Here is a 15,825-nt window from a genome sequence, read left to right on the forward strand (position 1 = left end):
CTTAATTCAACCTAAATCATTTCTAAAGATAATCTAAATAAATAGAAATAGAGCCCTGGCTTAGGCCAAGGCATTAACTAAAATAGAGCTGTTTTCAGCCTTCATTCAAGCTTTTCGTTCTTCATTCAGGCTTTTCAATCTTCATTCGGACCATTTGTATTAGATCATCAGACTAGTCCTTAAGCAAACGAAGCCACGGCTCAACTTTTCCCAATAAACGTTCCTTGTCATACTGCACATATTGGTTCGCCCGATTGCGCACGGGATCACCCGCGTAGAAACGTTCATATAGATCATGCCTTGCTCCGAGTGGACTTCCGGTCAGTTCCCATGCGAGTTGAAAGAGTCGAATCTTCTCCGGGGCTTGCATCGTTACTCCACCAAGATATTTGCCTACCATAGAACCCATCATTTCATTCATCTCAAACGTACCTGAAGGAATCTGAATCAGACCACCCGCAGCAATGGTCTTCAAAATCTCCACCGCGCGAGGGTAATAACGATTGCCCAGATTACGTGCGGTTTCAATATATTTGAATTCTGGCAGCCAGTTGCCAAATGCGTCCGGCTTGGACTGTGCTTCAGCAGCAATAATCAGTCCCTCGATAGTCTGTATCTGACTGATCAGCTCTCCGAGTTGTTCCTGCACATTCAGGAAGGAGTCCACCCCGATCTCCTTGGCAATGGCTGAGGTCACAGCTGTAATGAATTCCAGTTTCGAGTGTAATCGAATGACACTCTGATGGTAGGCCAGACTGGCCGATGCTGTATTGCAGCGAATCTGCCATACGGCTTCAGGGTTATTGTGCAGCAATACACGTTCCCAGGGCACAAATACATCGTCAAAAAATAATACAGCATCCATCTCATCATACTGCGCACTGAGTGGATGTGATTTATCTGAATCTTTTGTGGCAAAAGATTCACGACACATCATGTGTAAGCCCGGACTGTCCGCGGCTACAATGACCATATGGGCCAGCTCTGGCAGGTGGCCCGGAATTCGTTGAACAGGATAAGCAATGATATCATCGGCATAAGGCGCTGCTGTTGCCACCATTTTGGCCCCGCGGATCACTACGCCCTCCGTATTCCTTTTGACAATTCGCAGCATGGCATCCTCATCTTCTCCAACAGGCAAGGAACGATTAATCTGTGGGTCCCGCTGGACAATTGTCAGGAATGCATCTTTTCGTTTGGCTTGTGCAAAATAATCCGATATTTTGTCTGCAAATGCCGGGTCATGTGATGTCATCTCATGTCGTGTTGCATACCAACCGGTCAGCCGGGATCGAGCATAATCAGACAATCGGCTCATCACCCCATACGTCCGATCGGCCCACAGCCGAAAAGCATCCGCCCTGCTCTTCACGTCAGGAAGTGAACGGGGTACTAGAAAAGAGCGATGCACGTAACTTCCCGTCTGTTCGTCCCAATAGGCCACGGTTTCCCTTGTCTCCGGGTCATCCACCAGATTGAACAAACCTTCTATGGTTTGAAGTGTTCCCTGAAAGTCCTGATGCCCAGTTACCTGGATACGCTCTCCGTCCAGCCATACATTGCGCTCATCATTCGATCGTTGAATGTATGCTTGTCCACGAGACATCGTGATGCTCATGATATGTCCTCCCTCTCAGGCATCTGCCTGACATTTCTGTAACCCCATCCTTCTAACTGCTTGAGAAACTATGTAATGATACATTCTGTATCTAATAAAATAGTACTGTGCCTTAGCTAGAAAAGTCAACAGACACCGAGCGATGAGTCCGGTGTCTGTTGGGCCATGCTATTTTAGACTAATTTGGAATACATGTGACGCAGATACCGCCAGCGCACGAGTGCAAAATACAAAATCTGCATGGAAGCAAACACCAAGAAGATGCGCAGGCTGTATCCGAAGACTGAGAAATCAACCAACTGTTGCAACGCTACAAAGGCCACTGAACTGTGGATGACGGCAATCAGAATCGGCAGGAAGAACATAAGCAATAGCTGCCTTGTTACAATCTGGCGGAGTTCAGGACGGCTGAGTCCCATCTTGCCAATCATACGATACTGTGCTTCATCTCGTTCAAGGTCTGCGTAGAGTCTGAAATACGTGAAGCTTGCTGCAAAGGTGAAGAAAACAATGCCGATCAGGCCGCTCAAAATTAGAATGATGCCATTGGTCTGCTTGGAATTAAGCCAATCCACCACAAGTGCGCTGACCTCGTAATAACCTTTGTCGGAATGATCATCTTGAATCGATTTGATCAAGTCAGGAGCAAAGCTGCGTGTGCCCATCCAATCTTTAACGATAAATTGTATCGTTCGACTCGAATAGAAACCTTCAGGCATGCCTACTTCCTCGTTGTACGCTGGTCTCATCTGATTAAACAATTCATCAGTTACGATGTAGAGATTAATTTCATTTTGAAAAGGAATCACAATCTCGGTGCCAGGTGTCGATAGCTGAACAGGTACGCGTTGACTATCCACCTCCAGATTGATCTCCCCTCCGGAGAATCCTTGTTCAGCCTGTTCACGGTACTTCTTGCGAACCGCCAAATTGCTTGGTGTCATAAATGACTCATCGACCTGTTTCAACGTACGTTCTTCATACCCCAGTGCCTTCGCCAGACGGTTATAATCACTTAGCTTGATAATACTTCCATTATTATTTTCATATATAGGAGCATAACTGCCCTTCACGTAGGGAACTTGATGATCAATCAACGTTTCTTCAATCTGCCGAATATGTCGCTCTGACTGGGGAGTATCCCATGAATTCATATAGCTGAATGCGTACGGATTCGACATGGACGACAACCCCGGGTCAGCTATTGCGAGCATGGTGCCAATTCCCGTAAATGAAGAAGCTGAGATGATACTTACCATGAAAAACATAATCGCGTTATCTTTCATTCGATACGTAAGTTCCGATAGGAAGAGCAGATTGGTTTTGCGGAAAAACAATCTTGGATTTCTTTTGAGTGCCCGAATGATATATACACTAAGCTGTGTGAACAGGAAGTACGTACCTGCAATAACAACCACGACACTTGCGAGTAATAACGGAAACGAGAAGCTTACCCATACAAAAGTGAATACTCCTGCATAACCACCGCCAATGAACAGCACGGATAGCAAGGCGAGCAAACGCGATGCTTTTGGTTCCGGTTTTGGCTTTTCTTCCGATTTCACAAGATCAATAAGTGAACCTTTGCGTATGAGCAAGGATGACGACATTGCAATGACAACGAACAGCAGCAGAAAGGCGCCAACCGTCAGGGCAATGCCTTTCAGCGGAAAATAGAACCGAAGGCTGTCCTCGACAGCCAGCATGGAGCCACAGATGAGCAGAATCAATTTGCCGAAAATAAGCCCGAGTCCGATACCAGTAATAATAGAAGCGACTCCAATACACATGTTCTCCATAAACAGAAGTCTGTTCATCTGTTTGCGTGTCATGCCAATGATCAGGAAAATACCAAATTCCTTCTTACGCGTCTTGAGAAATGAACCCACGGAATAGAGAAGGAACAGGAATGAAAAGATGAATATAATAACCTCTGCAATCATAAACCCCTGATTAGCAAGCAAAGTAACTGTACCACTTGATCCCTTCAAACCGTCTTTGAGATCGGGATGGAACAGGAGCAATGCATAGATGAAAAAGATCATGACGGAAAACGTACTGCTCAGAAAATGAGCCAGATAAATTCGTTTGTTGCGAACAACGTTATTAATGGCGAACTGGCGAAAATTCATGTCCGGACCCTCCCATTAGGGATAATACATTAATAATCTTCTGGTAAAAGGCTGCTCGATTATCGCCGTAGTGAATTTCGTTGTAGAGTTTGCCATCCTTGATAAAGACAACCCGACTGCAATAACTTGCTGCCACTGCATCATGGGTAACCAGCAGCATCGTTGCCCGGTCTTCCTGATTGCGGGTTTCCAGGATCTCCATCACATCTCTTGCCGCTTTCGAATCCAGATTACCTGTTGGTTCATCAGCCAGAATCAGCTTGGGTGAATGAATCAGCGCTCTGGCAATGGCCGTACGCTGTGCCTGTCCTCCTGATATCTCATATGTCCGTTTGTTCAAAATGCTTTCGATTCCGAGCTTGCCCGCAAGTCGTTCCACACGTGTGTTCATCTCTGTCAGTGAAACGCCGTCAAGCGTAAGTGGTAATACGATGTTTTCCTTGACCGTCAGTGTGTTCAACAGATTGAAGGACTGGAATACAAATCCCAGTTCTTTACGCCGGAACAGCGCGAGTTCATCCTGATTCAATTCAAACGGATTCTTTCCTGCAATCCGTATTTCTCCTGATGTTGGATGATCAATGGTAGAGATCATGTTCAGCAAGGTGGTTTTACCACTGCCGGATGGTCCCATAATACCGACAAACTCTCCTTCCTGGATACTGAGGTCAATACCTGATAATGCTTCATACGATACGATCCCTTTATAGATTTTGCTGATCTGTTTCACAGAACAAATCTCCATGGTTACAACTCCTTAGTGATGAATAAATTCAAAATCAAGTTACATTCATGCTGTGTGCATGCGTATGATGCGTGGCCTTTCCTGTACTCTAATGACTACAGTCTATCGAAGTTTCGGCCATTCTCCTATGGTTTAACCTTTCACCAACATGACAATGTTGTAAGGTTGCATCATGAAAATCAAAAAGACGCCTTCGCCCCGATCAGGCAATAGACGTCTAGACTTACACTGTAATTCATGTCCCACTCACACTTTTCCAACAAAAATACACACCTCACGGCCCAATCTTACCTCAATCTGTCACTTCAGGAGCTGAATGTGATTCGGACGGTCGTTCCTTCGCCGTACACAGATTCAAGATCAATCCGATGATTCATCCGCGTTAACACTTCTTTGGCAATATACAGCCCCATGCCTGTGGACTCTTTGAAATGCCGCCCGTTCTCCCCGGTGAAGAAAGGTTGGAATACCCGGTTTAGATCAGACTTCGGAATTCCGATGCCCTGATCCTGCACTTCCAGCATGATAGAGCGTTCTTCTTCATATGCACGCACATAGATCTTTTGCCCGCTGCCCGCGGAGTACTTGATTGCGTTCGACAGTAACTGTACCAAGACAAAACGAATCCACTTGGCGTCGGACTGCACAACCAGCGTAGAATCAATATGCATCTCTGGATAGACGTGATTGCGGATGAAGAATCGCTTCAGTTCATGGATCGCCTCTTCGCCAGCGTTCTTCAATACCACTGGTTCAACACTGAAATCCTGCTCGAAAGTATCCAAGCGTGCCACATACAACACCGTTTCCAATCCCCGTCTCATCTGGTCCGCTTCCTCGCGAATGCTTATAAGCCTGGGATCATCATCTTCCTGATCCTCCACCGTCAACTCAATGACGGATAATGGTGTCTTCATCTGATGGACCCACTGGTTCATGAATGTCAGATATTCTTGCTGCCGTTGTTCCAGCCGATGGAGATGAGCATGGTACTGTCCGTATTGTGAATCCAGCAGCTTCTCCAGCGCCAGTGATAAAGGACTTGTTTCGTTCAATGGTACAAATTCCTTCAGCGAATCCATCGATCGTGACATCCGGGTATAAAAGGAGCGATGTGAATAATAACGATACACCAAATATCCGATGTATAAAAATAATCCCAACGTTACGGCATAAGCAGCCGTGACCCAATCGTTGTAACCGTCATACCAGAACACTGCAACAACGGTGAACAAGATGACAACAACCCAGCAAGTTAAAGCGAGATGTTCACGTATAAACAATCTCATGCTGGTGAAGAGGCCTTCCAGGTATTGTTCAATCGGTAACCAGAACCTCTGACCGTTTCCAGTGCGTCCGTAATACCAAGTTCGGCTAAGCGTTTACGCACCCGAGTAACGTTAACGCTGAGTGTGTTGTCATCCACAAAAGAGTCATCCCACAGCTTCTCCAAGATTGTCTCTCTGCTCACAAGCTTTGGACTGCGGCGCAGTAACGTTTCCAGCAGAATCGTTTCCTTCTTCGTCAGCTGCACTTTGCGATCACCAAGCTGAATCTCCAGTCTTTCCAAGTACACGACCAAGCCGTCCAGTTCCACCTTGCGTTCTTCATCACGTGCAGCATAGTCCCCATATACCCGGCGCAGCTGACTTCGAATTTTTGCTATAACAATCTCATGCTCAAATGGCTTCGTGATATAATCATCCGCCCCATTCTCCAGTGCCATGACCTGATCCATCTTCCCACTCCGCGCGGAGATAAACAAAATGGGGCATGTGGACAGCGTACGAATCTGGCGGCACCAATAGAAACCATCGTAACTGGGCAAGTTGATATCCAGAAGTACCACATGTGGCTGTACCTGCTCAAACTGTTGCACAATCATCTCAAAATCCTCGACCAGAACGGCCCGGTCTCCGTAGCGTTCAATATGTGATTTCAATAATCCCGCAATCTTGGGATCGTCCTCTATTATCATAATGGTATACATTATTGGATCTCACCTCTGGCAAAATCATAACACAGGATTTATTATCTAGCATCGATTTGCTTACGCCAATCCACAATATCTGCATTCAATTGCTTCAGGTCTCCAGAAGCTTTCTGATTATCGGATAACTTGTATTGTTGCTTCAACGCCAGGATACGATATACACTTTCATCAATTCGAGACTCAGAGATCTCTTCTGACTTGACTGCACTTATTAGCGTATCAAAAATCGTCTTGGCACTCTCATAACTGTGAGCTACCAACAGAATGTCACTTCCTGCTTTAACCGTTGCCAGGGCTGCCTGGTCCAACTTGAAGTTCTTCGCGATTGCACCCATACTCAGGTCATCTGTGATGACCACACCATCATATTTGAACTTCCCACGCAAATGTTCACCAATAATGACATCCGACAAGGAGGCTGGATGATCCGGATCCAGCTTCGGGAACAAAATGTGTGCAACCATGACCGCCTCTACCTGCTCCTTCACTGCGGCCTGGAATGGAATCCATTCAAGCTCGGCCAGTTGTTTTTCCGTTTTATTCACGACAGGCAGATCGAGATGGGAGTCCACGGACGTATCCCCATGACCCGGAAAATGTTTCACTACCGGAATAATGCCTTCACTACGTAGTCCCTTCATCTCTGCAATCCCCATACGTGACACCAGTTCTGCCGAGCTGCCGAATGAACGATCTCCAATCACCGGGTTCTTCGGGTTACTGTTCACATCCAGCACAGGAGCAAAGTCCACATTAAAACCCGCAAGCTGAACTTGTCTGGCCAGCAATTCGCCCATTTTTTCAGCAAGCACGCTGTCTTTCGTCTCCCCTACTTTTCTACTGGAAGGAATGGATTCCACCGTCTCCGGCATACGACTCACTTTGCCGCCCTCCTGATCCACACTCATGAAGATCGGTACCGGGTTGGACTGATTCGCTTCCTTGATGGATTGCACAAACTTGGCTGTTCCCTCTAGTGTTGATACATTGTTGGCATAGAAAATAATGCCCCCTACCTTTTGATTCGTAATCATCTGTTTGGCTTGATCATCCAACATTGTCCCCTGAACACCGGCCAGTATCATCTGTCCAATCTTCTCTTCTAACGTTAATGAACTGAGCTGCTCCTGCACCGGATCAACTTCTTCTTGCACTTCCTCCTGCAGTGGAGCGGTATTCTGCTCCGGCGATGAGGAAGATTGCCCTGAGTTAGAGCCAGCATTGGAGCCGGCATTCGAATCCGTTGCGGAGGAAGGTTTCTGTGCTTGGCCACATGCCGATATAAGCAGAACGATCCCCAGCAGAAGACACATCATATGCAGTGGTTTTCTCCATTTATTGTTCGAGTTGTACCTATAGTTGTGCAAGGATATTCATCCTCCTTATGTAATGTCATCTTGGCAATTCAAAGGTTCAGGCCTAACCTTATCACAAGGTGAATGATTTTCAAAATGAGCGCTTCTGAGGATTGAATCGTTGTGCTGACATATATGCAGCGAAAAAAATGGTTGCTATAGAACCTGAGATGTGGAACTTCAATGGTGTTGTGACTATGCGCGTGTGTGTGATGTATGGGATTAATAAACAGGTGCAGCGGTGCGGAAAATGCTTTTCTATTGTGAATTTTTCATATGTTGAATTTATTAGTATAGGTAGCTCAAAAAGCCGCCCAAAGGCGGCCTATTTGTTCGTTTTTGTTTTACTTTTCGTTGTAAATCCTTGCCGTTCAGTGTTGGTTCACCTTTCACCAAACGTTCTTAGGCTTCTATTAATGGAGTGTTTGCAACACTTCCGTTGTAAATGGAATGATTTCGGATATGCGACCTTCACGAACTTTGGCAGGCCATTCGGGATCACTGAGCAGAACACGACCCAAGGCGATCAAGTCAAATTCATTGTTCTCCAACTTCTCATTTAATAGATCCAAATGGGCATCGCCTGTTCCCTGGTTCTCGGTTGCTCTATCTACAAATTCAGCTTCAAGACCTACCGATCCAACTGAAATAGCTGGTTTGCCAGTAATTTTTTGCGTCCAACCCGCGAGATTCAGCTCAGATCCTTCGAATTCCGGTAACCAGAACCGTCGTGTAGAGCAATGGAATATATCCACGCCAGCAGCACTGAGTGGTACCAAGAATTGCTCTAATTGTTCTGGCGTCTCCACCAGACGTGCCTCATAATTCCCCATCTTCCATTGGGAGAACCGGAGCACAATTGGGAAATCAGGACCAACCGCCGCACGACAAGCTTCAATCACTTCAACCGCAAATTGGGTTCGCCGTACCAAATCACCACCATAATTGTCGGTCCGTCGATTCGTCTGCTCCCAGAAGAATTGGTCAATCAGGTATCCATGGGCTCCGTGCAGTTCAATGCCGTCAAACCCGATTCGCTGTGCATCCGCTGCCGCTTGGGCATATGCCTGTACAAGACCTTGAATCTCCTCTTCCATTAATGGTTCGCGTGATGGTTCACCCGCCATGCTAACCCCTGACGGACTTACAGGCTCAGCTTCTGCGTTAGGCAAGTCACCGGAACGACGTGCTGTACCCACATGCCACAATTGTGGCATGATTTTGCCACCCGCTTCATGCACTGCTTTCACTACATTAGCCCATCCTTGCAACGAATCTTCACCATGGAACAAAGGTATACTCGCTCCGCTGACCGAAGAAGGATGATTGATGCCTGTACCTTCCGTAATGATAAGTCCCACTCCGCCTGCTGCTCTTCGACGGTAGTATTCAGCAACTTCCGGTCCAGGTACGCCCTCTGGTGAGAATCCGCGAGTCATAGGGGCCATAACGATTCGATTAGACAAGGTTAGCTTGTCCGAGGTGAAAGGTTTAAATAATGCTGAAGGTACGTTCATCGTATATTGCTCCTTTGCAATTGGAAGTATGGAACTTTCGCATTCATGTGAAATGCGACATGCTTTTGTATATCATAACATTTGTAATCCAGTTGACTCGTTTAAGGTTATTTCTCTATCCATTTTATAGTTTCTTAATTTTATTTTCAAATTTTCGAAGTTAGTCGTTCATACTAATCTTTTTACATAAAAAAAGAAAGCTACCTTAACGGCAGCCTCTGTTTGATCACACTACCGAAGCAGTCTGACATGCACTCTACTGCATCTTAAGGTATTTTCCCGGTCACCAATAATGTGGATGTAGCATAGTATATAATCCATAATCTTCCTTCCAATTCAATTAGCATTCACGGGGATATCATTGCGATTCACTCGAAGCAATTTCCCTGACGAAGTCGATAACACATCGGGATCAGTACCAAGACCAAAGTAGAAGTCACCCTCGTTCTCTTCAAATGACTTGGCATACGTGTCCTGATTAAAACGTAAAATCTCATTCCATGTTGTCAGATCCGTGGATTGGTAGACCCGATTGATGTACAGATTGGCACTTTGGCGAGTATACGTAAGCACATACACCTTGCCATCACGCAACAGCACATCGGTTGGGAGCGCCTTGGCATCTGGCAGATTAACACGTCTTGCCTGATTAATGTCGGTCATGACATTCAAAGATTTGGGCAGCAGCTGCCCATCATTGAACACCCCTCCCGCTATATAGAGCAACTTGTTATTGAAGTTAACATTTTTGCCTATTTTATTATAAGGAATCGTGCCCGTTTGATAGGTTAGTCCAGGCAGCATTTTGCTACCATAGATGACAACATCCCGCTTCTCAAGCTTTTCGTTAATCTCCAGAATATTAGTTTTGTCATTCCATATTTTATTGGCAGGATACATCATGCCAGATGCATATAACTTGCCATTAAGATGGAACATGGTATAGGCCCGGAAACCAAACGTGTTAATGGTCGCATATTTCTGCCAAGTTTCACCTTCATTATGAGAGATTAATATCGTTGGTTTGGAATCTGTCCCCAGCGCGGCAAACATCTTACCCTGATAAGATGCTAAATCGTATACGTGTACACCGAGTGGAAGATTACGATATTTGGTCCATACCTCTCCATCCAGACGATAGAAATTGCCCAGTTCCCACTTCTCACTATCCGAATCATTGCCAGGAATATATAACTTATCGTTTAGTACTCTGTAGATATCAATCTGTTCCTCATCCACATACATCTTCGTTGATGGCAAGATGCCCGGGTTGCTGTTAGTCACCGACTGGGTCTTAAATTTTGCATTCGCTGTATCATAATAAATGACTGGAATAGGGCCTGAATTTGGAGCTACCCCCAGATTGCTGCTATTTCCGTGGCCCAAATATATTTTGCCGTTGTACAGTTGCATGTCCCAGACGTTATTAGCATATGGTGTTTTGGTAAAAGGTCTGCCTAGCAGTTCGATCTTCGAAGTTACATCCGCTGAACTGATCGGTGCATTCGACACCTTGGCAAGCCCACGTTCCGTCGCAGGGGGTTGACTCGTTGACGTGGTGTTTTTCGGTTTGGAGTTCCCCATAAGCATCCAGCTCATTCCTGCGACAATGGTCAAAATTACGGCTGTCCATTTTGTATGTCTCTGCATGTCCGCTTCCTCCTTCATTTTTTCATCATCATTACCTTCACACCAAGATGATACAATTTGTATCTTTTTATACTATGTAAAACCACCCGCACATGCAACAAATTCCGCCCTATTTATACAAAAAAAGTAGACAATCACATCTGTTGATGTGCTGTCTACTTGTTCTTACTGTCTGTGATTTCTATTCAGCTTTTACCAATATCTTAACCTGATTTTTCTCTTTCAACAGTGCTTCAAATCCATGCTCTACCACTTCATCCAACGAAATTCGTTTGGTCACCAGCTTGTCAGCCGGGAAGAAACCTTTATCCATCAGACTGATAACCGCCGGGAACACATCGCGATAACCAATAATGCCATTAACTGTACGTTCTTTCATGACAATTGAGTTCGGGTGAATCGGCGCTTCCTGTTCAAAAATACTGACGATCATCAACTCTCCACCAATACGTGTTGAATCGATGGCTTGTTGCAGAACACGTGGAACACCGGTTACTTCATAAGCTACGTTAACGCCACCTTGTGTACGCTGATGGATCTCTTCCACGACATTAAACTGCATCGGATCAATCACAATGGCACCGAGCTCTTCGGCTTTTGCTTTCCGTTCATCTGATAACTCCACAACATAAATATCCGATGCTCCCGAAGCTTTAAGCGCTTCGATGACCAGTAGTCCGATTGGGCCTGCACCAAACACGGCTGCCGTATCTCCCACTTTCAGCTTGCTTTGGCGCACAGCGTGAAGTGCTACAGCTGAAGGTTCAACCAACGCACCTTGCTCATACGAGATTGAATCCGGAATGGCATGTACCATGTTTTCTGCAGCAGTTACATATTCGGAAAATCCGCCTCCGCCACCAGCGAGTCCTAGGAAACCCATTTTATCGCACAGATTGTATTTGCCCTGTTTACAAGCTTCGCAGTGTCCACATGCATAGATGGGTTCTACCACAACACGATCGCCCGCCTTGAAACGTGTAACACCTTCCCCTACTTCAACAACCTGTCCTGAGAATTCATGCCCCATAACTATAGGCGCTTGTTCCCCTGTTAGCGGATGCGGTGCTTGAGCGGGAATGAAGATTGGACCTGCTGTGTACTCGTGCAAATCACTGCCGCAGATACCGCACCATTCCACTTTTATTTTGACCTTTCCTTCTTCAGGCTGAGGTTCATTAATATTTTCGAGACGTAAATCTTTGACTCCATGCCAACGTAATGCTTTCATTCATTTCATCTCCCAGATCATAATTTGTGACATAATCGGAAACGTTTCCGTAAATTAAATATGTCACATTATAGATACGCTGTCAAACATATTTCTCCACTAATATGTCTATTTCGTGATCATATCAAGTTTAATTAAGAACGCTTACACTTTTATTAAAGTATTTTAGCGGTATTGTGTAACCGGTGTAATCCAAGTTATTAAGATATATCCTGACAAATAATATTGCAGATTGAATGAAATATAATCATACTTCGGCATAAATGTGGTCCAATCACGGGATACTTCATGGCTCAAATGTTATAATTAAGTTATATACTTATCGTGAAGTGCATACATATCCCTAAATATTCGGAATCGTTTCCGATAAAGTGAGGTAACCATACATTGAGGAAAGAACAGAAACTGACGATCAAAGATGTGGCTGAGCGTGCCGGCGTGGGCATCGCTACCGTATCCCGGGCCATCAACAATTCAGAAGGCATAAGCAGTAAAACACGAGATAAGGTGATGCAGGCTATTGAAGAACTGGGATTTGTCCCCAACACGTCCGCACAGAGTCTGAAAATCCGGCAAACGCACCAGATCGCGCTTGTTGTACCCGACATACGTAACGCCATCATTCCAGAAATTTCCTGGTCTGTTGAGCAGACGGCGAAGCAGCATGGTTACCATGTCGTGCAGATCAATACGGCAGGCAATGCCCGAACCGAGCTGGAAACGATACGTAATGTGAAAAAATTGCATGTGGATGGATTGATCTTCATGCCTCTGGCATATCCCAAAACGTTACCCGGACTGATTGATAAAGCGCCGCTCCCCATCTCAATGATTAACTACGGCAAGAAACTGGAACCGGGAATGAGGGCAGATATCGTCTCTCTGTCTCAACCTGAAGGCAAACTGGTGATGGAACATCTGTTCAAAATCGGCCGGACTCGAATCGCTTATGCAGGAGCACCGAAGGACATTATTGAAGAGCGCTTCCGTGCTTATGAGCAAGCTGTAGGCCATGTGGACATTTCTCTCGTCTACTTTGGTGAGGACTTTTCATTAAATACAGGCGCCAATGCTGCAGATTATTTCTATGGACTTACGCATATGCCTGATGCCGTCTATGCCATTAATGATATGGTTGCCATCGGATTGGTTAATCGGTTCAAGGAGTTAGGAGTTCGTGTACCTGAAGATGTGGCTGTTGTGGGTGTCGATAACAATCAATGGACAACTGTCACGTCTCCTCAGATTAGTTCCGTCTCCATAATGGGCGAAGAAGTTGCCAGACTTGCTACCGAGCTGTTGTTAAAACGAATTCGAGAGATGAATACGAACGATTACGAACACATCCAATTTGAACCGCGCTTAATCGTTCGTGAATCAAGCGTAGCCATGATTCATTCTTCCCAGCGAGGACCACACAGTTAAGTTTGGTGAGGGGGATGGGGCATTAGGATAGAATATATTTTACGAATATCCCTTTATGCAGTGTCCTGCTACATAGATATACTAAAAAGGTGTTGCTCAGGTCTAACTCTTTCCTGGCAGCACCTTATTTGTCGTTGATTCTATATAACTATAGCAGAGTCATACTCCGCATACGTTTATTCTAAGAAAGCAGTTGCCTGATCGGTGTTCCCTTCAAGAACATCTCTATATTTCCCACGGCATGATTATAATAGATCTCATAATTGCCACGAGTTACATAACCCAGATGCGGTGTGGCCAGAACGTTGGGCAATGTTCGCATCACATGGTTAACTGGCAGCGGTTCCAGCTCATATACATCCAAACCTGCACCAGCAATCACACCACTCTGCAATGCCTCCACCATAGCTTCCTGATCGACAATGCCCGCTCGCGACGTATTAATGAATAGCGCACTTGATTTCATTTGTTGAAATTCGGCTTGTCCAATCAGATTGCGGGTACGATCACTTAATACCAGATGAATGGATACGATGTCGCTTTGTGCAAGCAGTTGCTCCTTGGTCTCCGACCAGATCACACCATGTTTTTCGGCTCTCTCTCGTGTCAGATTCTCACTCCAGGCCATCACATTCATGCCAAATGCTTGTGCGATCTCCGCCATGCGAGTGCCTATTTTGCCCAAACCGAGCAATCCAAGTGTTCTCCCATACAAATCCAACCCTACAGTGCTCTGCCAGTTTCGATTGGAGCGAAGTGCATTATTCTCCGTAACCAGCTGTCTGGACAGTCCCAGTATTAGCGCCCATGTAAGCTCCGTCGGCGGATTAGAGCTTCCCTCGGTTCCACACACAATGATTCCGTTCTTCTCGGCAGTCTTAAGGTCTATGGACGCATTACGCATACCACTTGTAATCAGAAGTTTTAGCTTCGGGAGCTGCGAAATAACACTCTCCGGAAATGGTGTACGTTCCCGCATCAGGACCACAATATCAAAATCCTGTAATTCTTGAATGACTTTTTCTTCCGAGCCCATATAGTTGTTGAATGCTTGAATCTCCACCCGATCCATCAACGAACTCCAGTCTGCCGACGTCAGCGCAACGTTCTGATAATCATCCAAAACGGCACAGCGCAACTTTGTATCCATTCCTGATCTCCTCCTATATCTGCTCAAGTCTTAACTGTATTGTAGCAACTTCGGCCTGATCTGCCCAATGCCCTCAGACACAGATAGGGACGGAAAACATCTTCCGCCCCTCACTAACAGTACTACACTATTGGAAGCAGTGCACTTAATCTGCATGAATGTTGGTACTGTAAGAATCTTCTTTCCAACATGAGCCGTTGTTGCTGAACGTCTTATTCAATGTGTTTTTTGATACTTTTCGCAATTATAGTTTTAGCCAATTCTATTCACCCTCTTGGCACAGCGGAGGCTTGATGTAATGTAGAATCATCTGTTTCATCAGCATTAATTGTTGACGAGGTTCCACATCCGCTTCGAGCATGGGTATCTTCTGATGAATGGACAATTTACTGGAGAATAGCCCAAATGCGTTAACCACTGTTGTCAGAAGCTCTCTCGGCTGAATATCGTGTCTAACGGTTCCATCACGTTCTCCCTGTATAATAATCTTGTTGAATTCAGCAGAAATACTGCGTTGTACAACATTGATTTCCTCTATTTGAGACACATCCAGTGATGAGTGCATAGCACCATTCAAAAGATCTTCAAAAATGATTACTCCCAAATTGCTGTCCTTATTCATGAATGAAATAAACTAATCTAGTAATTCATCCATTTTCTCAAAGCATGTTCCTCCCATCTCCGAAATTTGATTAAACACGTCCCTTGTTTCATTCAAAACCTGAACAACGATTAATCTGGCAAGCTGTTCTTTCTTAGGGAAATATCGAAACAACGTAGCAATGCCAATATTCGCTTCTTCAGCAATGTCATTCATCGTAGACCGTTCAATTCCTTTTCTCAAAAACACCGCCTTGGCAGATTGAATAATATGAACTTGCCTCTGCCTCTTCGCCTCTGCTCTTTCTTTTTGATATCTATCTTTTGGAATCATTGGTTTATTTCCTTTCCAGCTTAATACTGTGAAAATTATACCCCTGCTTCCCGTCACCTGCAAGAGCTCCAACGT

13 protein-coding genes are annotated in these 15,825 nt (G+C 45.2%); 1 reads left to right on the forward strand and 12 read right to left on the reverse strand.

Going from position 1 to position 15,825, the window contains the following annotated elements:
• Positions 1-172 precede the first annotated feature (172 nt).
• The 9 genes from FE296_RS30345 to FE296_RS30385 all read right to left on the reverse strand — a co-directional run bounded on the left by FE296_RS30345 (position 173) and on the right by FE296_RS30385 (position 12,241).
• A complete protein-coding gene (locus FE296_RS30345; RefSeq protein WP_150367452.1) occupies positions 173-1,618 on the reverse strand; it encodes a 4-hydroxyphenylacetate 3-hydroxylase family protein in 1,446 nt (481 codons plus the stop codon).
• Between the two features lie 173 nt (positions 1,619-1,791).
• Entirely contained in the window at positions 1,792-3,750 is a 1,959-nt protein-coding gene (locus FE296_RS30350) for an FtsX-like permease family protein (RefSeq protein ID WP_150367453.1), read from the reverse strand.
• A complete protein-coding gene (locus tag FE296_RS30355) occupies positions 3,725-4,495 on the reverse strand; it encodes an ABC transporter ATP-binding protein (RefSeq protein ID WP_124114369.1) in 771 nt (256 codons plus the stop codon). The genes FE296_RS30350 and FE296_RS30355 overlap by 26 nt, the downstream gene beginning before the upstream one ends.
• 305 nt (positions 4,496-4,800) lie before the next feature.
• Positions 4,801-5,784: a sensor histidine kinase gene (locus tag FE296_RS30360; protein ID WP_124114367.1), complete on the reverse strand. Its 984-nt coding sequence runs from the start codon at positions 5,782-5,784 to the stop codon at positions 4,801-4,803.
• Positions 5,781-6,485: a response regulator transcription factor gene (locus tag FE296_RS30365; RefSeq protein WP_124114365.1), complete on the reverse strand. Its 705-nt coding sequence runs from the start codon at positions 6,483-6,485 to the stop codon at positions 5,781-5,783. The genes FE296_RS30360 and FE296_RS30365 overlap by 4 nt, the downstream gene beginning before the upstream one ends.
• A 41-nt stretch (positions 6,486-6,526) precedes the next feature.
• Positions 6,527-7,855 carry a beta-N-acetylhexosaminidase gene (nagZ, locus tag FE296_RS30370; protein ID WP_223869099.1) on the reverse strand — a complete coding sequence of 443 codons (1,329 nt, stop codon included), beginning with the start codon at positions 7,853-7,855 and terminating at the stop codon, positions 6,527-6,529.
• Between the two features lie 401 nt (positions 7,856-8,256).
• Positions 8,257-9,360, reverse strand: a complete 1,104-nt coding sequence (locus FE296_RS30375; RefSeq protein WP_150367454.1) for an NADH:flavin oxidoreductase — start codon at positions 9,358-9,360, stop codon at positions 8,257-8,259.
• Positions 9,361-9,696: 336 nt separating this feature from the next.
• Positions 9,697-11,010 carry a hypothetical protein gene (locus tag FE296_RS30380; RefSeq protein ID WP_150367455.1) on the reverse strand — a complete coding sequence of 438 codons (1,314 nt, stop codon included), beginning with the start codon at positions 11,008-11,010 and terminating at the stop codon, positions 9,697-9,699.
• Between the two features lie 181 nt (positions 11,011-11,191).
• Positions 11,192-12,241 (reverse strand): 2,3-butanediol dehydrogenase, encoded by a 1,050-nt coding sequence (locus FE296_RS30385; RefSeq protein ID WP_124114359.1) that lies wholly within the window; start codon positions 12,239-12,241, stop codon positions 11,192-11,194.
• A gap of 387 nt (positions 12,242-12,628) precedes the next feature.
• On the opposite strand from FE296_RS30385, the gene FE296_RS30390 reads away from it, so the two are divergent.
• The gene (locus tag FE296_RS30390) at positions 12,629-13,666 is read left to right on the forward strand and encodes a LacI family DNA-binding transcriptional regulator (RefSeq protein WP_150367456.1); all 1,038 of its coding nucleotides are present in this window, start codon (positions 12,629-12,631) and stop codon (positions 13,664-13,666) included.
• A 181-nt stretch (positions 13,667-13,847) separates the two neighbouring features.
• On the opposite strand, the gene FE296_RS30395 is transcribed toward FE296_RS30390, so the two are convergent.
• From FE296_RS30395 to FE296_RS30405, 3 genes are all read right to left on the reverse strand, one after another.
• Positions 13,848-14,816, reverse strand: coding sequence for a D-2-hydroxyacid dehydrogenase family protein (locus tag FE296_RS30395; RefSeq protein ID WP_150367457.1), 969 nt, complete (start codon positions 14,814-14,816; stop codon positions 13,848-13,850).
• A 262-nt stretch (positions 14,817-15,078) separates the two neighbouring features.
• Complete coding sequence (locus FE296_RS30400; RefSeq protein ID WP_190945644.1) at positions 15,079-15,438, reverse strand: hypothetical protein; 360 nt, start codon at positions 15,436-15,438, stop codon at positions 15,079-15,081.
• A 12-nt stretch (positions 15,439-15,450) separates the two neighbouring features.
• Positions 15,451-15,750 carry a TetR/AcrR family transcriptional regulator gene (locus FE296_RS30405; protein ID WP_150367459.1) on the reverse strand — a complete coding sequence of 100 codons (300 nt, stop codon included), beginning with the start codon at positions 15,748-15,750 and terminating at the stop codon, positions 15,451-15,453.
• Positions 15,751-15,825 lie beyond the last annotated feature (75 nt).

Source organism: Paenibacillus sp. UASWS1643 (assembly GCF_008693195.1).
GTDB lineage: Bacteria > Bacillota > Bacilli > Paenibacillales > Paenibacillaceae > Paenibacillus > Paenibacillus amylolyticus_B.